At 57.5% G+C, this 19,808-nt stretch carries 22 protein-coding genes; 6 read left to right on the top strand and 16 right to left on the bottom strand.

The genetic code is table 11. The features are described from left to right. Window positions 1–135 precede the first annotated feature (135 nt). Window positions 136–1,485, top strand: coding sequence for an acetyl-CoA carboxylase biotin carboxylase subunit (gene accC / locus IQ241_RS07050; RefSeq protein WP_193905718.1), 1,350 nt, complete (start codon window positions 136–138; stop codon window positions 1,483–1,485). Here accC and IQ241_RS07045 read toward each other — a convergent pair. Next, the gene (locus tag IQ241_RS07045) at window positions 1,482–1,766 is read right to left on the bottom strand and encodes a YggT family protein (RefSeq protein WP_193905717.1); all 285 of its coding nucleotides are present in this window, start codon (window positions 1,764–1,766) and stop codon (window positions 1,482–1,484) included. The two genes, accC and IQ241_RS07045, sit on opposite strands and share 4 nt — an antisense overlap. Before the next feature lie 220 nt (window positions 1,767–1,986). Between IQ241_RS07045 and psbX the strand changes: the two genes are divergently transcribed. Beyond that, window positions 1,987–2,106: a photosystem II reaction center X protein gene (gene psbX / locus IQ241_RS07040; protein ID WP_193905716.1), complete on the top strand. Its 120-nt coding sequence runs from the start codon at window positions 1,987–1,989 to the stop codon at window positions 2,104–2,106. Window positions 2,107–2,301: 195 nt separating this feature from the next. After that, window positions 2,302–3,063, top strand: a complete 762-nt coding sequence (locus IQ241_RS07035) for a Ycf66 family protein (protein ID WP_193905715.1) — start codon at window positions 2,302–2,304, stop codon at window positions 3,061–3,063. A 15-nt stretch (window positions 3,064–3,078) separates the two neighbouring features. Here IQ241_RS07035 and IQ241_RS07030 read toward each other — a convergent pair whose 3' ends face one another. From IQ241_RS07030 to IQ241_RS07020, 3 genes are all read right to left on the bottom strand, one after another. Further along, window positions 3,079–3,363: a hypothetical protein gene (locus tag IQ241_RS07030; RefSeq protein ID WP_193905714.1), complete on the bottom strand. Its 285-nt coding sequence runs from the start codon at window positions 3,361–3,363 to the stop codon at window positions 3,079–3,081. Window positions 3,364–3,523: 160 nt separating this feature from the next. Continuing rightward, on the bottom strand, window positions 3,524–4,687 hold the full coding sequence (locus IQ241_RS07025) for an acetamidase/formamidase family protein (RefSeq protein WP_193905713.1): 1,164 nt from the start codon (window positions 4,685–4,687) through the stop codon (window positions 3,524–3,526). Between the two features lie 87 nt (window positions 4,688–4,774). Continuing rightward, window positions 4,775–4,918 carry a hypothetical protein gene (locus IQ241_RS07020; protein ID WP_193905712.1) on the bottom strand — a complete coding sequence of 48 codons (144 nt, stop codon included), beginning with the start codon at window positions 4,916–4,918 and terminating at the stop codon, window positions 4,775–4,777. 124 nt (window positions 4,919–5,042) lie between these two features. On the opposite strand from IQ241_RS07020, the gene IQ241_RS07015 reads away from it, so the two are divergent. Beyond that, window positions 5,043–5,636, top strand: a complete 594-nt coding sequence (locus IQ241_RS07015; RefSeq protein ID WP_193905711.1) for a Uma2 family endonuclease — start codon at window positions 5,043–5,045, stop codon at window positions 5,634–5,636. 72 nt (window positions 5,637–5,708) lie between these two features. Here the strand turns inward: IQ241_RS07015 and IQ241_RS07010 are convergent, their stop codons facing one another. Beyond that, on the bottom strand, window positions 5,709–5,936 hold the full coding sequence (locus IQ241_RS07010; protein WP_193905710.1) for a DUF1049 domain-containing protein: 228 nt from the start codon (window positions 5,934–5,936) through the stop codon (window positions 5,709–5,711). A gap of 125 nt (window positions 5,937–6,061) precedes the next feature. On the opposite strand from IQ241_RS07010, the gene IQ241_RS07005 reads away from it, so the two are divergent. Next, window positions 6,062–7,759, top strand: a complete 1,698-nt coding sequence (locus IQ241_RS07005; RefSeq protein WP_228021459.1) for a DNA methyltransferase — start codon at window positions 6,062–6,064, stop codon at window positions 7,757–7,759. 138 nt (window positions 7,760–7,897) lie between these two features. Here the strand turns inward: IQ241_RS07005 and IQ241_RS07000 are convergent, their stop codons facing one another. Continuing rightward, a complete protein-coding gene (locus IQ241_RS07000; RefSeq protein ID WP_193905708.1) occupies window positions 7,898–9,409 on the bottom strand; it encodes a UbiD family decarboxylase in 1,512 nt (503 codons plus the stop codon). 207 nt (window positions 9,410–9,616) lie between these two features. Between IQ241_RS07000 and IQ241_RS06995 the strand changes: the two genes are divergently transcribed. Next, entirely contained in the window at window positions 9,617–9,817 is a 201-nt protein-coding gene (locus IQ241_RS06995) for a hypothetical protein (protein WP_193905707.1), read from the top strand. 20 nt (window positions 9,818–9,837) lie between these two features. Here the strand turns inward: IQ241_RS06995 and IQ241_RS06990 are convergent, their stop codons facing one another. The 10 genes from IQ241_RS06990 to IQ241_RS06945 all read right to left on the bottom strand — a co-directional run bounded on the left by IQ241_RS06990 (window position 9,838) and on the right by IQ241_RS06945 (window position 19,758). Beyond that, window positions 9,838–11,403, bottom strand: a complete 1,566-nt coding sequence (locus IQ241_RS06990; RefSeq protein ID WP_193905706.1) for an Hsp70 family protein — start codon at window positions 11,401–11,403, stop codon at window positions 9,838–9,840. Window positions 11,404–11,443: 40 nt separating this feature from the next. Continuing rightward, entirely contained in the window at window positions 11,444–11,992 is a 549-nt protein-coding gene (grpE, locus tag IQ241_RS06985; RefSeq protein WP_193905705.1) for a nucleotide exchange factor GrpE, read from the bottom strand. A 23-nt stretch (window positions 11,993–12,015) separates the two neighbouring features. After that, window positions 12,016–12,309, bottom strand: a complete 294-nt coding sequence (locus IQ241_RS06980; RefSeq protein ID WP_193905704.1) for a molecular chaperone DnaJ — start codon at window positions 12,307–12,309, stop codon at window positions 12,016–12,018. 61 nt (window positions 12,310–12,370) lie between these two features. Beyond that, window positions 12,371–14,863 carry a hypothetical protein gene (locus IQ241_RS06975; protein ID WP_228021458.1) on the bottom strand — a complete coding sequence of 831 codons (2,493 nt, stop codon included), beginning with the start codon at window positions 14,861–14,863 and terminating at the stop codon, window positions 12,371–12,373. 364 nt (window positions 14,864–15,227) lie between these two features. Beyond that, the gene (locus IQ241_RS06970; RefSeq protein WP_193905703.1) at window positions 15,228–15,440 is read right to left on the bottom strand and encodes a DUF2997 domain-containing protein; all 213 of its coding nucleotides are present in this window, start codon (window positions 15,438–15,440) and stop codon (window positions 15,228–15,230) included. 263 nt (window positions 15,441–15,703) lie between these two features. Then, entirely contained in the window at window positions 15,704–16,996 is a 1,293-nt protein-coding gene (gene ctpC / locus IQ241_RS06965; RefSeq protein WP_193905702.1) for a carboxyl-terminal processing protease CtpC, read from the bottom strand. 137 nt (window positions 16,997–17,133) lie between these two features. Further along, a complete protein-coding gene (ispG, locus tag IQ241_RS06960; RefSeq protein ID WP_193905701.1) occupies window positions 17,134–18,351 on the bottom strand; it encodes a (E)-4-hydroxy-3-methylbut-2-enyl-diphosphate synthase in 1,218 nt (405 codons plus the stop codon). Between the two features lie 70 nt (window positions 18,352–18,421). Further along, window positions 18,422–18,892: a tetratricopeptide repeat protein gene (locus tag IQ241_RS06955; protein WP_193905700.1), complete on the bottom strand. Its 471-nt coding sequence runs from the start codon at window positions 18,890–18,892 to the stop codon at window positions 18,422–18,424. Window positions 18,893–18,922: 30 nt separating this feature from the next. Next, window positions 18,923–19,345 (bottom strand): ExbD/TolR family protein, encoded by a 423-nt coding sequence (locus tag IQ241_RS06950; protein WP_193905699.1) that lies wholly within the window; start codon window positions 19,343–19,345, stop codon window positions 18,923–18,925. Next, window positions 19,345–19,758, bottom strand: coding sequence for an ExbD/TolR family protein (locus IQ241_RS06945; RefSeq protein ID WP_193905698.1), 414 nt, complete (start codon window positions 19,756–19,758; stop codon window positions 19,345–19,347). Before IQ241_RS06945 ends, IQ241_RS06950 begins: the two co-directional genes overlap by 1 nt. Window positions 19,759–19,808: the final 50 nt, after the last annotated feature.

The following is a 19,808-nucleotide window of genomic DNA, read 5'->3' as shown; positions in this document are numbered from 1 at the left end:
GGCAGCCGCGATCGCAATCGAAACAGCCCTCAGTCTTCAGTCGCGTGATACGATCAGCTACCATCATGATTATTCAGATTATTTCATAACCCAATCAGATGCGGCCTGTAGTCAGACGGTGCGAGCCCCTACTCGATGAGCTTTTCTAAGATCTTAATCGCCAATCGAGGAGAAATTGCCCTGCGCATTCTCCGGTCCTGCGAAGAGATGGGGATCGCCACGGTCGCGGTCCATTCCACCGTCGATCGCCACGCCCTGCATGTTCAGCTTGCCGACGAAGCGGTCTGCATTGGCGAAGCGCCCAGCAGCAAGAGCTATCTCAATATTCCTAACATTATTGCCGCAGCGCTGACCCGGGGGGCTAGCGCCATTCATCCCGGCTACGGCTTTCTGGCTGAGAATGCCCGTTTTGCCGAAATCTGTGCCGACCACAAGCTAACCTTCATCGGTCCTTCGCCCGCTGCAATGCGCGCCATGGGGGATAAGTCCACCGCCAAGGCAACCATGCAGCGCGTCGGGGTGCCAACCGTCCCCGGTAGTAAAGGCCTGCTGACCGACGAAGCTGAGGCGACCCGGCTGGCTGCTGAAATTGGCTATCCGATTATCATCAAGGCGACAGCGGGCGGCGGCGGGCGGGGGATGCGGCTGGTCCGCGATCGCGCTGAAATGACCAAAATGCTCCTCGCTGCCCAGGGCGAAGCCGAAGCCGCCTTTGGTAACCCGGGCGTCTACCTAGAGAAATTTGTTGAGAACCCCCGCCATATCGAATTTCAGATTTTGGCGGATACCTACGGTAACGTCATTCATCTGGGCGAGCGGGACTGTTCCATCCAGCGACGACACCAGAAGCTGCTGGAAGAAGCGCCCAGCGCCGCCCTCAATGCCGATCTGCGGCGGCAGATGGGAGAGGCCGCTGTGCGCGCTGCTAAATCGATTAACTATGTCGGGGCAGGCACGGTCGAGTTTTTGGTAGACGGCTCTGGCAGCTTCTATTTTATGGAGATGAATACCCGCATTCAGGTCGAACATCCGGTGACGGAGATGGTCACGGGAATCGACCTGATTGGGGAGCAAATTCGCGTGGCCCAAGGCGAAAAGCTGTCGCTGCGGCAGGAAGATGTCAGACTGCGGGGCCACGCAATCGAATGCCGAATCAATGCCGAAGATCCAGACCACGATTTTCGCCCCCATCCCGGCCGGATTAGTGGCTATCTAGCTCCCGGCGGCTTGGGCGTGCGGATGGATTCTCACGTCTACACCGACTATGAGATTCCTCCCTACTATGATTCGCTGATCGGCAAGCTAATCGTCTGGGGGCCGAATCGGGCGACGGCGATTCGCCGGATGAAGCGCGCCCTGAGGGAATGTGCGATTACCGGCCTACCGACGACGATTAGCTTTCACCAAAAAGTACTAGACCGGCCCGAGTTCATTACGGGCGATATCTATACCAACTTTGTTAGCCAGATGATGGACCCCTCCTAGGCCAACATTCGCAGCAGGCCCTGCTGTCCCACCAGCAGCTCCCGCAGTAGGCTGACGATGCCTGCCCAGATGACGGGAGAAATATCAACGCCGCCAATTGGCGGTACCAGCTTTCGCACCGGGATTAAAAAGGGCTCCGTTGGCCAGGCTACCAGACTGTAAGGAAAGCGGCTGAGGTCAATCTGGGGATACCAGGTGAGGACAATCCGAAAAATGAATAGGAGCGTCAGCAGGCTGAGCAGCGGCCCTAAAATCCAACTGGCGATCGCGGCAGTAGGCATAGCGTCTCTTTAGGTCAACATATCCCTACTCTAGCGTCATGCCCATTTATTTTTCGAACTGCTCCCCGCTGACCTCTCAAGAGGTCAGCGGGGAGCAGCCGCCCGTCAGCCAGACCTTTTCAAGTCTGCGACATGTCGATAAGATAGTAGAGGAACTGTTTCGTTGATTTTGCGAGTTCACTATTAGCCTGTAACCGTTTAGTAACCCTGTGGCAAAGCTATGACTCCCTCTCTTATGAATTTTCTCCTAAGTTTGCTGGCTGGAGCGGTAATCGTCCTGATTCCCGTTACGGTTGGGCTCGTGTTTGTGAGTCAGCGTGACAAGGTTCAGCGAGACTAGGGCGCTGACCTAAGCCAGTCACCTGAGTTAAATTTAATGAATTTGCTCGTTTGGGGACGCATCTTGGTGCGGCCCCTTCTGCTATTCGGGCCATCCCTGTCAAACGGCCCAACCTCAAACGGCCCAACCTCGAACGCCCCAAAGACAGTCTGGGTCGCCCCGGGTTAGAATTAAAGCGCCAGACGGAGAAACTCAATGGTCAACGCGAATCTCAACTTTGTCAGCTTTCTGGGCATCGCGCTCGCACTTGCGGGTGCGGCACTTTACTTTTTGCGCCAGTTTCGTCCCAACCTGGCCCGCGACTACGATGTCTTTTTTTCGGCGGTGGCGCTAGGGGCGGGGGCGATCATGCTGTTTAACGGCTGGCGCTACGACCCGATTATGCAGTTTGGTCAGCTGCTGCTGGCCTCGTCTGCTATTTTCTTTGCCTATGAGAGTATCCGCCTGCGCGGCATTGCTACCGAGCAGGCCAAGCGCCAGACGCCGCTAGTCGATGATGATCGACCTGTCAGCCGGGTCTACCGGGCTGAGATCGACGACTGGAACCGGTTCGACGATCGCCGCGATCGCAGCATTTCCGGCGATCGCTACGGCTACGACGATGACTATCGCGATGAGTATCGGCAGAGCCCACCCTACGACCCGCGCCGCCGGCCGGCGGGCCGCCTAAAACCAAGCGAGGATCCGCGTCGCCCCCGCCCGTCTGAAGGACAGTTTGACAGGGGTACAGGGGCTCCTCCAGGTTACTGGGAAGATACTCCGCCGCGCCGCCCACCGTCGGGCTCGCGTCCACCCGTCCGGCCGGATCGTCCATCTGAGCGCTCTGGTCGGCCCGCTGACCGACCGCCAAGACCCACTGACCGGCCACTCAACGTGCGTCCTTACAACGAACGCCCGGAGCAGCGTGACCCTTCGGCCCCAGACGATGACTATCCCAGCAGTCCAGGGCCGCAGTAGCTGCCCGCGGGCTTTCTACAAGGCCCGTTCTAAAGCCTGGAGGCTGCCCGATTTTTCCATTGGCTCGACTGGCTGAGTCGATTCATGATCATTCGGCCAGTCTGGCGGTCCGTCCGGCGGCCCGTCCGGCTCGACTGCTGAAATCGTTCCTGCTTCGGGCAGGTCAAGGTTCCAGTCGGCCCGAGCCGCCCCATCAGCCGCCAGCCGCTCGCTGACGGTCTGCTGGATTGAGCCTAAGGTCTGCTCTGCGGAGCCCAAACGAGTTTCAAGCTGCTGGGTCTGGGCTGCGATCGCGGTCAAACGAGGTGCTGAAGAAGATTGCGTAGCCCAGAAAACCCCGTCTTAGACTCCTGTCCCAGGGTTTCAAGATTGACTCGAAGCTGCATCAGACCGATCTTTAGCTGAGAAATATCGGCTTCGGTCGTTTCCAGTCGAGACAGGCTAGAAATTTGGATGATTTTTATTTGTCTAGTGGGGCAAAAGCAGCCTTCGGAATGACGCCGTGGATGCCCTTAACAATATCGACCACCTGCGAAACTTCAAAATCAATTGCGGCGCTGGCGTAGAGTAGGGCGTCGGGTTTGGTCAAGCCATACTGGTCATTGACGATGCGTAAATATTCGCGCACCGAGGCTTTCATCGCTTCGTCCAAGTCCTCATCGAGGCCAATCGCCAGCCAGGACTCTGGCGTTTCTCCCACCGGGCCGTTCAGCGACATGTCTTTGTGAACGGTGAGCTCGAAGGTCGGCGTCAGCGAGCACTCGATTGCGGTCAGCGCCACTTCGCCATTGCCCTGGGCGCAATGCGGATCGCCAGAATAAAATAGCGCTCCGGGCACCTGCACGGGCAGATATAGGCTGCTGCCCGCGGTTAAATGCTTGATGTCGATATTGCCGCCGTAGGCACCGGGGGGCACTGAGTTCACGGTCTCTTCCGGGTCGGCCGGGACAACGCCCATGATGCCCATGAAGGGATAGAGTGGAATTTCTAAATCGGGCAGGTCATTTTCGGGCCTGAAAATACCGACCTCCCGCGCTGTATCGAGCGGAATCACCTTGGTGTAGATTTGGGCGTCACCCTGGGGATATTCATTGGGCAGCGAGCCCTTGCCGTGCCGGTTGGAAATAACGCCGTAGGGCACCCGATAGTCGAGCTGAAGCGTTTTGACCTCTAGCACATCGCCGGGTTCGGCCCCTTCGACGTAGACCGGGCCGGTGATTACGTGAGGACCCGGGCCAGACTTAGGAACTCTGGCCTTGACCGCAAGCTGGTCGGACAGAATGTCTGAGGCTTTAATCCCGGCTTTGGTCAGAAAATCAACCGTATTTCCCTGATCGGGCAGAATCACTTCGTGGGAAATCGTCTCCATCTGAATCACGTCGCCAGAGCTGACCCGCATGATCGGCTCGCTGTCGGGCTTGAACAGCTCACCCCAGATCACATGGTCGGTCGTTGAAGGCACCATAATCGGGGTTTGGGCCTCGCTGCGGATGGCGACTAGTCCCAAAGTCGTCGCTGCTAGCACAGCGATGAGCCCGAACCTGAGGAAAACCCGCGATCGCGCCACCTGCCGCTTTAGCCCCTCAAACCAATCTGCTAGCTTTCCCTGCCGATTCTGTACCATGTCGTCAATCCATCACCCACAACGGCAATATTGTGATGTTTCTAACTCGGTACAGTCTGTAGTCCGAGGCACAGATGGGGTTAAAAGTTAGCCAGCAGCCTCCTCAGCCGGTATATTCGCCAGCCCTTGCAGGCTTTCAACCAGTCCGCCCTGGGGTAGGACCGGTTTGGCCGGGAAGTCGAGCGATCGCGATCGCTGCGTGCCGATCATGGCAATCTGGCTGGTCAGCAAAAAGCTGGTAGCGTATGCCAGACCCCGTGCATCATCGCTGCGCTAATGCAGGTTATAAACCCTGATTCTGGGCGGGGACGCCCGCTAAAATGGGCTATAGAGTCAATCCTCCGGTAAGGCAGCCATGGTTACAACGACTAAAAAATTCACCCTGGCAGAGTTTCTTGACTTTGATGACGGCACCGACCAGCGCTATGAGCTGGAGCATGGAGAATTAAGGAAGATACCGTCCGAAAGTGACTTGAACAATCAAATAGCGATATATTTGATGAGTGTCTTCCTTCAGTTTATCTCTCCACGCCTGCTACGTCGGGGGTCTGAGGTTGTTGTGACGGGTTCTCGGGCAACGGTACGGGTTCCCGACCTGATGGTGCTGACAGAGGAATTGGCTACGGCTCTGAAGGGCGCTTCTCGAAGTATTTCGACCAGCGACATGCCACCGCCCGCCCTAGTTGTGGAAACGGTTTCGCCGGGAAAAGAGAACTCAACCCGAGACTATCGCTATAAGCGTTCCGAATATGCGGCTCGGGGAATTTCTGAATATTGGATTGTGGATCCGGGACAGGCTCAGGTAATCGTGCTGACGCTCGTAGACGGACTGTACGAAGAAGCTGTTTGCCAGGGGGAGACTCGTCTGGTCTCTAAGGTATTTCCAGCGCTAGAGCTAACCGCACAGCAGGTGCTTTGGGCTGGAGAAGATATAGATATTAAGGTTTAGTGACGCATCAAAGCTAAACATAGCGGTGCGCTGGGCTATTGCTACAACGCACTCTACAGTACTGAACACAGCTTAGTAACGACTATTGGGACGTTTTGGGCTGTCGCGGAAGAGCAGGAGCAGGATGGCGGTGCCGACCAGGCCGAGCACCAGGCCGAAGCTGAGCCAGAGGCCGAAGGGGAGCGCTACGGAGCGAAAGGTCAGAAACCTGAGGGCGACGGGGGTGGCGTTTTGGACCGAGAGGATTGCGATCGCGAGCACCAGTACAGCCGGAATCAAAACCAGTAAGAATCTAACCATGGCGCTCATCGTCATCTGTTACTATCCCTATACCTTATCAATAATCAGGGTCTTTGCTTGAAAAGCGATCTCTGGCCTAGTACGATTGATCTTGCCCAGGGTGAATTGGCCTATTATCAGCTATTTTGAAGGAAGCGACTGACGGCACAGCGGTGCAATTTCTGAGCCCCAGCATGATTCAAACCTACGAAGAAATTGCCGACCCCAAAGACGTCAGGAATAATCGGCTACACATTGCAGATAGAGCTTTTCACGACTGGTATCGGTTTATTCTGTCCTTCCCGCCCCATTTAGTGAGAACCTACCTGAACCGATTTGAGCTAGCTAAAGGAGCCACCCTTTTGGATCCCTTCTGCGGCACGGGCACTACGCTGGTCGAGGCAAAGAAGCAATCGGTCGCCGCAGTAGGCATCGAAGCGATCCCAACCTCGCATTTTGCATCGACGGTGAAAACGAGCTGGCAGCTTAAAACTAGCGATGTTAAAAGAGCCGCCGAACGAATCCTCTACCAAGTCTCTATTCAATACAGTCAGTCCACTTCGCTAAAAAGCTTTACTTCAGAACAGCAGTCTGTTGTTTTGGCCAATTCTATCTGCGAACTACCGCTGCATAAGTGCCTGCTGCTGCTTGAAACTATTCAGGCTGAATCTGTTGCTGAGCTCAGAGGCTTCCTACTGCTAGCGCTGGTTTACGTCGCCGTCTACGAAGCCAGCAATCTGCGCTTTGGGCCAGAGGTCAGCGTTCGTCGAAAGCGAAAAGAAGATGCCGATGTATTTGAAAGCTGGTATGCCAAAGTGCTGACCATGCTAAACGATTTGACGGCGCTAAAAGAACTCTCTTTCCCACTCACAATCTGTCATCTCGCTGATGCCCGCAGCCCTTGTTCTGTTCTGGCTGCGAACTCAATAGATGCGGTGATTACTTCTCCACCCTACCCGAATGAAAAAGACTATACTCGCACTACGCGACTGGAGTCCGTACTGCTGGGATTTTTGAAAAACAAATCTGACTTGAGAACAGTCAAAAATCATCTCCTGCGGTCCAATTCGAGAAATGTCTATGCCCAAGATGACGACGATCGGCTGATTGCCGCGGAAAGTCGGGTGGCCAGAATTGCTCAGGAAATCGAGCGCAAGCGAATTGAGCTAGGCAAGACCTCTGGCTTTGAACGCAAGTATCATCGAGCCACCCGGCTCTACTTTGGCGGCATGAAGCGACATCTGGCAGAGCTGAGAACAGCGCTTAAGCCCGGCGCTCAGCTGGCCTACGTGGTAGGCGATCAGGCGTCCTATCTGAAGGTTCTGATTCGGACGGGAGAGCTGCTCGCAGGGATTGCCGATGAGCTGGGCTATGAGATTTCATCAATCGATCTGTTTAGAACAAGAACGTCATCGGTGACGAATGAACAGCTGCGCGAAGAAGTATTAGTCCTAGAGTGGCCGGGCTTTTCGCGGCAAATCTCGATTGATTTTGGGTTTGAAGCTGCCCGGCTTAGACAGTACGATCGGCTGATTGAAAATGTCTTTTTTGAACAATATCAGCCCAATACCGATCAGGTGATTGTTGAACTTGAAGCGCTCCAACAGGCGACTCAGGCCCAGCAGCTTAACCTATCCCAAGGACTGAGTTCGGTGCTGCATGCCTACGGATTCAAGCGATCTTTTCCAAAACGAATTGTGCAGCTTTTGGACGAGGGCGAAACATGGGTAATTCGTTCTCTGGGGCGAGGCCGGTTCGCGTTTGTCAGATGTGCGGTGAGCTGCGCTGAAGCCGGTGCTGAATCTAAGGGCTCGTTCGTAAATAAACGACCTAACTCGGGTTGACTCACGCAGGAGCTTGCGCTCTTCCCAAAAGCGATCAAGGAATCACCGACCCCCGCCAGCGAACCAGGGTCGAAAACCAGGGCCGCGGGTTTCGTCTGAGCCGAAATTTCACAGGCGAAAGGGCCTCCAGCAACCACCTTAGCGAATGTCATAGCCAAACACGTTGGGGTCGGCCTCCCCCATCACCAGGTCGGCCAGGCCATACTCGGCCCAGCGCCGTTCGACCATGGCCGCGATTTCTGGGTCGGACCGCAGCGCTTCGCCCCAGGGGTGCTCCGTTTCGGGGTAGACCTTGGTGGTGGCGTCGATGCCCATGCGGCTGCCCAGCCCCAGCCGCTCGTTGGCAAAGTCGAGGGAGTCGAAGGGGCTATCCGGCAGGATGAACACGTCTCGAATGGGGTCTACCTTGGAGGTCACCGCCCAGACCACCTGCCGGGGGTCGCGGATATTAATGTCTTTATCCACCACAATCACGAACTTGGTATAGGTGAACTGGGGCAGCGCCGTCCAAAAAGCCATGGCGGCGCGGCGCGCCTGACCGGGGTAGGCTTTGTCGATAGAGATGACGGCGGCCTTATAGCTGAGTGCCTCCATCGGCAGGAAAAAGTCCACAATCTCAGAGACCTGCTGCCGCAGGATGGGGGTGTAGATGCGGTTGAGCGCGATCGCCATCATCGCCTCTTCCTTCGGCGGGCGACCGCTAAAGGTGGTGAGATAGATCGGGTCGCGGCGATGGGTGACGGCGTGAAAGCGGATCAGTGGGGCGGCCTCGTTGGTATCGCCGTAGTAGCCCATGTGGTCGCCAAAGGGGCCATCCGTCCCGACTTCACCGGGGGTAATGATGCCCTCCAGGACAAATTCTGACCGGGCGGGGACTTCCAGATCCACCGTCTTGCATTTGGCTAGCTGCACACCTTTACCGCCGTAGAGCCCGGCGAACAGCCATTCTGACAGGTCCACCGGGATAGGAGTAGCGGCGGCCAGGATGATCAGCGGATCGACGCCGATCGCGATCGCGATCTCTAGCTTCCTACCCCGCTCCGCCGCCTTGCGCAAATGCCTCGCCCCGCCCCGCACCGACAGCCACTGCACCGTCATCGTATTTTTGGCCTGGAGCTGAAGCCGATAAACGCCAACGTTGGGTGTCCCCGTTTCGCAATCTTTAGTAATCACCAGCCCCAGGGTGACAATCTTGCCGCCATCCTTGGGATAGGGCCGGATCATCGGAATCTGCGTCAGGTCAACCTCAGGTCCCAGCTTGACCACCTGCTGGCAGACCGGCAGCAGCGAGCGGCCCGGCTTGGCTTTGACCACGTCAAACAGGACTTTGCCAAACTCTACCGCCTGGGAAATTTTCTTTGGCGGCTTCGGCTGCTGGAGCATCCCCAGCTTTTTGCCCAGGGCCTCTAGCTCCTGCGGCTGCTCCATCTGCATCGACCAGCAGACCCGCTCCACCGTCCCCAGCAGGTTGACGACGACCGGGTAGGGCGAGCCCTTAACCTGCTCAAACAGCAGCGCCGGGCCGCCGGTTTGCAACATCCGGTTGGCAATCTCGGCAATTTCTAAGTCTGGATCGACCAGCGCCGATATTCGTCGCAGCTGCCCCCGCTGCTCCACCAGCTGTAGAAAATCCCGCAGATCTTTCGCCATCGTTTAGAAAAGTAAAGGTAACCCTTTTCCATTATGGGTGAGATGGCCCAAACTATCCGAGCCAACCTGGGAGAAGGCCAATGATGCTATCTGCCGTTGGGCAGAGCGAGAAACCGCCTTTAGCATCATTAACGCCGCCGGGTGCTGATGCTAGGATAGCAACCCCCAAAATAAATTTTTGGAGCTGTTTCATCGCAAAATACGAATATGAAAAACGCAGAACACGCAGAATCTAGCTGGTACGTTGTTAAGGCTGAGGACGAGCAGTGCCAGCTTTTAACCCAGTCCCAGCTCGACAGTTTAGCCAACGCTGAGAAAGCAGAAAGCTGGGGGCCGTTTGAAGACCAGGCGCACGCGATCGCCAAACGGGTCGGCCTGATCCGAGCCGGAAAATGTAAGCCCGCTTAGGGGTAGTGGGAAACGGTCAGCTACTCTTCTTCAGTCGCGTCAACCGCGATCGCTGAGGCATCGATGGGGGTATCAAATAGGGATGAGATCGCCTCTCGGGCCTGGTTCAGCTCATGGCTAGAGAGCCGCCCGGTTTCGGCATCGTTGACCACCAGGGAGTTTTTCTGTCCCTTGCCTTTTTCGGTCGCGGTGACGGTCAGGATGCCATTCAGGTCAAAGTCAAAGTGGACTTCAACATCCACCGCCCCTGCCGGTTTGGGGGGCAGCCCTTCGACTAGAAAGTTCCCCAGCGGCACATTCTCTCGCGCGATCGCGTTTTCTCCTTGAAAAACCTCAACCTCTACCGTCTCCTGCATATCAGAGGATGTGGAATAGACCTGGGATTGCGAAGTTGGAATCACGCTGTTGCGCGGAATGATCGTGCTAAACACGCCGGGCATCAGGCCCATGGGCGTATCCATCACGACTGCGATGCCGAGGGAATGGGGCGTCACATCGACCAGAATCGAATCAATCGCTTCCCCGGCCAAAATTCCCGCCTGCAGGGCTGCCCCCAGTCCCACGCAGAGGTCGGGATTAAAGCTGTTAACTGGGGTGTCGAGCAGGTGCGCTTCCACCAGCTGCTGCACCAGCGGAATGCGGGTGGAGCCCCCGACTAAAATTACCCGATCGATATCATCAGCCGTCATATTGGCATCGCTCAGGGCCCGATCGATCGCCTCCAAGGTTTCTTTGAGGTAGGGCCTGATCAGGTTTTCAAAATCTTCTCGAGCGATTTCGACATCCAGATGCAGCGCCGTTTCCCCTTTGCTCACCAGGAAAGGAACCCGCACTGGCGCAAAGGCATGTTCGCTGAGGGCAATTTTGGCCTGCTCGGCGGCTTGCAGCAGCCGGGCCTGGGTGGCGGCATCGTTCGGCACTTCAGTATCGTGGGCCTGCAAAAACCGATCGGCCAGGTGGCGCTGGAGCTGACGGTCAAAATCATCGCCGCCCAGTCGGTTATTGCCGTGGCTGGCCAGCACCTCGGTGACGTCGCCAGTAATTTCGACAATCGAGACGTCGAAGGTGCCGCCGCCGAGGTCATAGACCAGCACATTTTCCGTTTCTTCAGCCCTCGCATCAAACACCAGAGCCGCCGCCGTTGGCTCATTTAGAATTTGCATCACCTCAAGACCGGCAATCTCTCCGGCTTCTTTAGTCGCCTGCCGCTGGGCATCGGTGAAGTAGGCCGGTACGGTGATTACCGCCTGGATCACGTCGTCTTCTAAGACGGTTTCTGCTCGCTGCTTGAGCGATCGCAAGATAATCGCAGAAATCTCCTGGGGCCGATAGTTGCGCTCGGCCAGGGTAACGGTGTAGTCCGTCCCCATGTGCCGCTTAATCGATTTGACGGTGCGTTCGGGGGCAGCGGCATGCTGGCGCTGGGCGGTCTGACCCACCAGCAGCTGTCCGCCGTCGCTCATCCCCACGTAGGAGGGCAGCAGCAGCTCTCCGTCGTCATCGGGGATGACCCAGGGCTGCCCCTCGTCGAGGGCCGCAATCAGTGAATTAGTTGTGCCTAAATCGATGCCAACAACTTTTCCCATGGATGTCTGTCCCTTTTTGATCAATCTACAGCAAATACCTTTAAGAAGAGACCTCTGGAGCGGACGATAGCGGTTTTTCAGGAGCGGCGACGATCACCTGGGCCTCCCGCAAAACCCGATCTTGCCAGAGATAGCCGCGCACCACTTCCTGCACCACCGTATTGGGGGCTGCATTGGGGACTGACTGCTGCCCCAGGGCGTACATGCGGCTAGGGTCAAACGGCTGCCCCTGAGCCGGCAGTGGCAGTACCTGATGCTGGCTGAGCACCGTCAGCATTGACTCCCGGATTAGGTCGATACCAGCTCGGGCGCTGGTCACCACTTCGGCCGTGGGGGACGGTTCGTCAGCTTCGGCAGCTTCGGCATCGGGCTGGACCAGCCACTGCCACCAGTACTGCAATTGGCGCTGCCACCAGGGCTGCGCTCGGGGAGCCGAGGCCAGCTGCTCCTGGGCCTGCTCGGCCTGGTGCCAATGCTCGGCAGCGCGATCCAGGGCATCGACCACCGCCAGCAGATCCTTCAGCAGCTTTTCCTGCTGCTGGCGGAGCTGAATTTTCTGGTTGGCCAGTTCTCGGGGAGAGCGCGTCATCTGGGTTCGCTGCTGAAAGCAGCTTAAAAGGTCAGTAGGATTAGATCTGCTAAAGTCACATCCACCGCCGCTGTGGCCCGCTGCTGGATCTGCTTGAGCAGGGCCGGGTCGAGCTCTGCTGCAAACGACTTCAGGTCGAAAAAGTCATCGGCGGCCTGGGGAGCTTTGCGCAGGGCTTCGTAGGCGGCTCGGGTCGCCTTAAACTCCCGGGGGTGGCTGTGGGCCGGGAACGCTTTGAGCTTGGCGTGATAGGCGGCTTTAATTTCAGCTGGGCTAGCCCCAGGTGTCAGCCCCAGCTGATTGTAATGGTCTTGCATCGGATTCCTTTAAGTCAGAGCAGAGCGTAAATCAAAGCAGAGCGTAAACCAGAGCGAAATCTTAAAGCTGGTACCAGGACTTGCGCTTTTTCGACGATTTGCCCCGGCGCGGCGGCAGCGGCAGAAAGATCGGTTCAAACTCATCCTCATCGTCATCTAGAAAGTCGCTATCCATCTGGGCTTCGAGCTCTGGAATCATCTGGGCAATCACCTCAGGCGGCATATCCACGCCAAACGCCTCACGGGCCATGCGCGTGAGCATATCAATGACGTCTATCTGGCTGGGGTCATTCAGCTTACCCATCTGAGCGCCCATGACCCGACCGGCCATCGCTTGAGCCTTAAACCAGTCTTCTTCCCGGAAGGCTTGCAGGGCAGCGGCATCTTGCAGCCGCCGGGCAATTTCAAACCCCTGGTCGTAAAATGTCTGGTATTCTTCGCTATTTCTGGGGTACAGGTTAGCCTTAGCCAGCAGCAGCTGCGGATGCTGGGGCTCCTGTTTGAGCTGGGCTTCAATCAAGGGCATGAGGGTTCGGTTGGGACCAAACCGACACAGCTCTAGCTGCGCCTGAGCCAGGGTCGTCGCCGGTTGGCGAGCGCGGCTCAGGATCTGGGCGGCAACCGGTTCCAGCTGATCCTGCGGCGTCGTTCGCAGAGCCAGAATCATCAGGTAGGCGATATCCGCTCCGGGCACCTGCTGTGACGAGAGCTGAGCAATTTTGTCCAAATAGTTGGCTTGCAGCGCCACCATGCCTTTTTGATTGCGCCTAGCGTGCTGCTGAAGAACCAGATAGATCGCCTTGATGATCTCAACCTGCTCAACCGGGGGGTGCGATCGCAGCAGCTCCTCCCACTGCGGCACCGCCTGCACCTGGTTCAGCGCCACCTTCTGGCTGCTGCTGGGCCGGTCCGCCGCCGAGTCTAGAAAAATTTTCAGCGCCTCTAGGGCAGGCGTAGCCCGCTTCTCCTCGCTGACGAACTGCTCCATCACCGTGTAGTTTTGGAAGGTCAGAGCCTCAACCCAGGCGGGCACCTCCACTTCGGTCTCGATTCCCAGATCGCCAAAATGCTTGCCAAACTTGCGCCGGACCGCTTTAGCCGTATCCGGGTCGGCTGCCAAAGCCTCTAGCAGCACGCTGTAAACTTCGGGAAAGCGACAGCCCGCCTCTAGCGCCTGGGTCAGCAGCGGCACTGCGGCTTTTGCTTCGCCGCTAGCGACGGCCTCCAGCCCCTTCCGACCAATCACATCTGGGTGCTTGGGGGCCAGCTGCTCCGCTTTGCGAACGCTGCGTCTGGCCTCGCGATCGCGCCCTGCCACCACCTGGTTATCGGCTATCAAGCAGTGCAGCTTGGCTAAAGTCGAGCTCAGCCGCGACTCAGGCCAGGCGGCGGGATCTTGTTTCGCCGCTTGCTGCACCCAGGCCAAAAGCTGCTCCAGCTGCTGCTCTGCCTGATGGTGCGCTTCGGTCAGCTCTAGCGCCTTGTACAAATGCAGGGCAACCTTGGGGTCAAACTCCGGTTCGTTGACCACGTCAGCCAAAAACAGGGCGGTACAGTCCAGCTCGCCCTGCTGACGGGCCTGATCTCCCGCTAGCAGCATCAGCGGTCGGTACAGGGCCTTGAGCTCGGGATATTGGGCCAGCGTCTGCTCGGGCAGATCCAGGGCTAAATGGGCGGCGTCGTGGAAATTCTCTGCGCGAACCAGCTGTAGGATTGCTAAAGCCCAGGCGGCATCGCGCTCTGGCAGCTCGGGGTCGTCTAGATCTACAAAGTCAGACAGACTGCGCTCGGTATGAGTGGCCTGGAGCATCGTCAGCCGCGCTTCCGCAGGGTGTTTGTGCCGCTTGGGGCGAAGGCTCCCCCCAAATAGTGAGCTAAAGGGCGAACTAGATGACGGCTGGGTCATCTCCAGATCTTTTTCCGCCTGAGACCAGTCGCCTGCCCGCTGGCGGGCATAGGCTTCCCAAACCATCAAATGGTCGTCGGGGCTGACCGGTTGCCCCATTTTCTTGAAGTGAGATAGGGCAGACTTAGGATCGCCTGACTCAAGGGCTAGGGCCCCCCTGGCCCAGTGCAGGTGAGCAGCCTGGAAACGCTTGGCCTGGGCTTTGACCAGCTGTTTAACCAGATCGGCTTGGTGATTCAGAAACAGCAGCTTCAGGTAGCACCCGCCCAGATCTTTCGGCAGGGTTTTGTCTTCAAAGGCGGCCTGCATACCTTCCAAGGCCGCAGCCTGCTTTTGCTGGGCCAGCAGGGTTTTGGCCAGGCCATAGTCAGAATCGCCCCGCAGCCCCAGGCCGATCGCCCGGCGGAAGGAAGACTCCGCCTGAGGATAGCGGGTCTGCTCCAGCTCATACTCACCCTGCTGCTGCCAGATGTTGGCCTCACTCACCGCCAGCTGCTGGTTGGGGTCGCGCTTTAGCCCCTGCTGCAGCTTGCGAATCGCCTGCGAAAACTTTTTCTGCTCGATCAGGCTATTGACCTGCTTCTCCAGCGTTTGACCTGTAGCTGAAAGCTGGGAAAGCTGCTTTCGAATCCCTTTACGCTTAGCCAAAACGAGGGCCTCCCTGCCTGCAACATGACCCGAATCTGAGGCGATCCGAAGTATCTGTATTTTTCAGTCTAGTTGATTGTACCTAGCATCTCCAAGTCTGTAACGGGTCTTTCATGGACTCATTGTCCATGAAAGACCTGGCGAATAGTACATTCGTTCGTAAGTTTAATTCAGGTTTGACCAGCAGCGCTGGCGATCGCGGCGCTAAATAGCTGTCCTAACTGGCAATGGTTCAGGGTACCCTAAGCAAAATAGGCTTTTCTCGGCTATGAACGGCCCACCGGCGGCACGGCTACCCCAGCGTCATCAGGCTAGCGGTAGGCTCGGGGAGGAGCGAGATCGCTAGCGGTACCGCAGTCATTGGCTACTCCTGAACCGACTGAGTCTGCTCAACCCCAAGCCCATTTTGCGCCTCGGCGGTATACTCGGGCAGCAGCTCCCGCGACTCCACCAGGCCTAGGGAACGCTCCATCTCCGCCGTCGCCAGGGTACAGCTTTCGCCCTGACCGTCGAGGACGGTTTCGGTCACCTTGCCGTCCTTCCCAATCCGATATTCAACCCGCTGGTACTCCGCCATCGCGCCACCTCAATAGGTCAAACTATTCCTACTGTAAAGCTGGTTCAGAGATTTTGATAAAACATTTGTACTGCATTATCTGAACAGGCGGCGGGTGAAAAGTGTACCCGGCTACCTACAGGCTATCTTTTCCGGTCTCAGCCGATAAATAAGATTCACCGTCCAACTCGACGTTTCACGTCAAAAACTTGCCCTACCTCACTGCTGAGATAGGGCAGGTTAATTCAATCGTCAGGGCAATCCCTTCAGACAGGCATTGGCGCTTAGTTTTCGGGGGCGCTGCTGATCGACTGACGCCCGCTGCGGATGACGTCGCCAAGCACGTCTAACGCTTCGACATATTGGGGATCTTCGGCAGTGCCGATTTTTTCCAGATCTTCGCCGAGTACGTCGCGCTGCTCGTCTGAAAGCTCAAGCACGACGTCGGGCTCGATACCGAGCTTGTTGATATCGCGACCGCTGGGGGTGAGATACTTGGCAATGGTGACCGCGACCCCTGAGCCGTCAGCCAGCCCCCGAACTGACTGCACCAGTCCTTTGCCAAAGGTCTTTGTACCGACTAGGGAAGCCCGGTGATTGTCTTGCAGCGCGCCGGAGAGAATTTCGCTGGCGCTGGCTGAGCCGCCATCGACCAGGATAACCAGGGGCTTATCCGTCAGTGCCCGGTTGTGGGCGACCTCTTCGTCGGTAATGCCCTCACGGTCTACGGTGGAAACGATAGTCCCAGACTCAAGCCACATTTCGGCAATGTCAATGCTGGCGTAGAGTAGCCCACCCGGATTAGAGCGCAGGTCGAGGACATAGCCCGTCACATCGCGCTCTTCCAGCGCCTGAATGGCCTCGCGCATCTCATCTGCGGCATTGGCGCTGAACTGGTTAAGCCGAATGTAGCCCACGGTTCCCTCAGGGCCGTCCTTAACGCTGTAGCGGACGGGGTGGATCTCAATCTGCGCCCGAGTCAGCTCAAAGTCAATCGACTCGTCTTCGCGCCTGAGGGTTAGCGTCACCTGCGAGTTCACCGGCCCCCGAATCAGGCTAACGGCCTGATTCAGGTCCATCCCTTCCGTGCTTTGGCCGTCGATCGCAGTGATAACATCGCCAGGGCGCACCCCGGCCTCAAACGCCGGGGTTTGCTCAATCGGCGCGACGACGACAATTTCTTCGGTCTCTTCGTCCTGGGAAATCTGGATGCCGACGCCCGTTAGTTCGCCCGAGGTATCGATCTGCATGTTGCGAAATTCTTGGGGATCCATGAATCGAGTGTAGGGATCCTCCAGCTGCTCCAGCATTTCGCGAATGGCTTCGTAGGCATCTTCCTGGGACTCGTAGCTGCGGCCCAGATACTCCGAGCGCACCTCAATCCAGTCGGTTTCGTTGAAGGAACCATCGACGTATTCGCGGTCGATCAGCTGCCAAACCTCATCGACCAGCTCTTTTGGACTTTCTTTGAAGAAAGCCTGACCCTGGGAGAGATGAATCCCCGCGCCCGTCACAACAGCTGCCATACTCGCTAGTGCCGTTGCGCCGAGCACTAGGCCACGCTTTGTAATCACCATAGACAAAGAAAATCCAATGTTTATAGAGGGGGAACTACGCCCAATCTAGCATAGACTTTTTAGAGTCAAGCGGGATTGTTCGTATCTTCAAGCTTTTCTTGTTCGACTCTTGTTCGACTCCTGATCTGATCTGTGAACTAAGGATCCACCCAGCGACCATCGGCCTTGATCAGGTTAATTAGCTCTTCGACTCCCTGCGCTTCGGGCACCCGCTTAATTTCCTCCCGACCGCGGTAGAGCGCGATCGCGCCGGCCTGTTTACCCACATAGCCATAGTCGGCGTCGGCCATTTCCCCCGGCCCGTTGACGATGCAGCCCATTACGGCAATATCCAGTCCGGTTAAGTGGCTGGTGGCCGATCGCACCTTATGGAGGACATCCTCCAGGTTAAACAGCGTCCGGCCGCAGGAGGGACAGGCAACATATTCAACCATCGTCTTGCGCAGCCCCAGCGCCTGGAGAATGCTGTAGCAGACGGGGATTTCTTTCTCCGGGGCCTCGGTTAGCGACACTCGAATCGTATCGCCAATGCCCGCCGCCAGCAGCGTCGCGATTCCGGCGGTAGACTTAATCCGACCGTAGTCACCATCGCCTGCCTCGGTGACGCCGAGATGCAGCGGATAGTCCATCCCTAACTCGTCCATCCGGTGAACCATCAGCCGATAGGCAGCCAGCATCACCGGCACCCGAGAGGCCTTGAGCGAAATCACCAGATTGTAGAACTCTAGCGATTCGCAAATGCGGATAAACTCCAGCGCCGACTCGACCATGCCCTCGGGCGTATCGCCGTAGGTGAACAGCATCCGCTCGGCCAGCGAACCGTGATTGACGCCGATTCGCATCGCCTTGCCCTGGTCGCGCAGTGAAATCACCAGCGGCTCCAGGGTTTCGCGAATTTTAGTGCCGATCTTGGCGAATTCTTCGGGGGTGTATTCGGTGCGATCGCTAGTAGGCTTCTCAAAGACATAGAGCCCTGGGTTAATCCGCACCTTATCGACGTGCTTGGCCACCTCCAGGGCAATTTTCATGCCGTTGTGGTGGACATCGGCCACCAGCGGCACCGGCTGATAGTCCTGTAACAGCCGCGTTCGAATATCCGCCAGCGCCCGGGCATGGGCCATACTGGGCACCGTCACCCGGACAATTTCGCAGCCCTGTTCGTGCAGCCGCTGAATCGCCGCGACCGCCGCTTCTACATCCAGCGTATCTTCGTTGATCATCGACTGGACGACGACCGGGGCGCTGCCGCCAATCGTGACGTCGCCCACCTTCACCGGACGGGTGCGGCGGCGGGTAATTTTAGTGTCGAAAGCCGCTTCGGGGGCGGCAGCGGGAGGTGAGGACAGGGTTTGCATGGTGCCGTAGGTGGGGTTCAGGTCGGGTGACTTCCTTCAGGGTGCCATAGAAGCAGGCCTTTTGAGTGGCCTAGCTCAGCTGGGCCGTACATTCTAAAATCAGCCGCTGATTCACCGAGGCAAAGGGCTGAATCTCTAGCGCCTGGCGAAAGGACTGAATAGCGGCGGCATATTGGCCCAGGGCCATGTAGGATAGCCCTAAGCCGTGCAGTGCCCCAAAGTGATAGGGCACTAGCTCAAGGGTCATCTGGCAGTCGGCGATCGCGTCTCGATATCGCTGCTGTATGTAGTAGAGCACCGCCCGTCGATTCCAGGCTTCGGCAAAGTCGGGCTGAGCCTGAATCAGCGCCGTCAGCTCAGCTTCGGCAGAGCGGACATCCCCGCCGTTGAGCTGGGTTTGGCTCTGGACCAGACGCTCAATGCCAGCGACGCCCTTTTGGTGAAACCAGGTATGCCAGAGTTCGGCGGTGGCCTGCTCGCGGATCCCTTCATCGGCGGCTTTGAGGGCGTCGAGGAGGCGGGTGAGGTGGTGGGGGTTCATGGGGTGATGGGGTGATGGGTAGTGGGTGGGCTATTCCACCGCTAAGGTGACTCGGTTGCCGCCCAGGCTGCGCAGGTCGGTGAGCAGGTCGGCGACCTGTTTGTAGGGCAGGGTGCGGTCGGCTTTGAGCATGAGGTTGCCCTCCGGGTTTGCGGCGAAGTAGGTGCGAATTTCGCGGGATAGCTGATCTAGGGTAATCGATTCGCCCGCCAGGATGAGCTCGCCCTGAGCAGTCAGGCCGACGACTAAAGGTTCAATATCGGCCTGGTTAATCAGCTCTTCTTCGGTGCCTTCGACCGACCTGGGCAGGGTGACGCCGGCGATCTGTACGCCGGTCAGGTTCATCGCGATCACGACAAAGAAGATCAGCACCGTCATCAGCACGTCCATCATCGGCACGAGGTTGACTTCAGGAATCCGCGATCGCGGTCGGTCTCTGGAGCGCAGCGCCATCAGGGTTCCTCAATCGCTAGGGAAACGCGATCGCCGCCGACGGCCCGCATCTCGCCCAGAAACTGCATCACCGTTTCGTAGGGCAGCTCCTGGCTGGGGAGCAGATAGACCGTATTCTCGGGACTGCGGGCCAGATAGGCTTGAATTTCGGCATTCAGCTGCTCGGCTTCAATCGGCTGCTGGTTGAGCAGGCGCTGACCCTGGGAATCCACTTCGACAATAAACGGGTCGGCGACAATCGGCTCCGCGGGCGGCGGGTCGGACGACTCCGGCGGCAGCTGAATTTCGATCAGCTGTTCGCTGCCGAGGGAGACGGCGAGCACTACGAAGAATGCTAGAACGCCCATCATCACGGTGAGCATGGGGATGAGGTCGATGGTGGGGATGGGGGTGTTGCGGCTGCGGAGGCGCATTTAGGGTGATGGGCTGGGGAGTGATGGGGTAAGGGGGTAGTGGGTGGAGG

Origin of the sequence: Vasconcelosia minhoensis LEGE 07310 (genome assembly GCF_015207255.1) — a bacterium.
Classification (GTDB): domain Bacteria; phylum Cyanobacteriota; class Cyanobacteriia; order Phormidesmidales; family Phormidesmidaceae; genus Vasconcelosia; species Vasconcelosia minhoensis.
The sequence above is the reverse complement of the archived record's forward strand: the minus strand, read 5'-3'. Positions and strand labels throughout refer to the sequence as shown.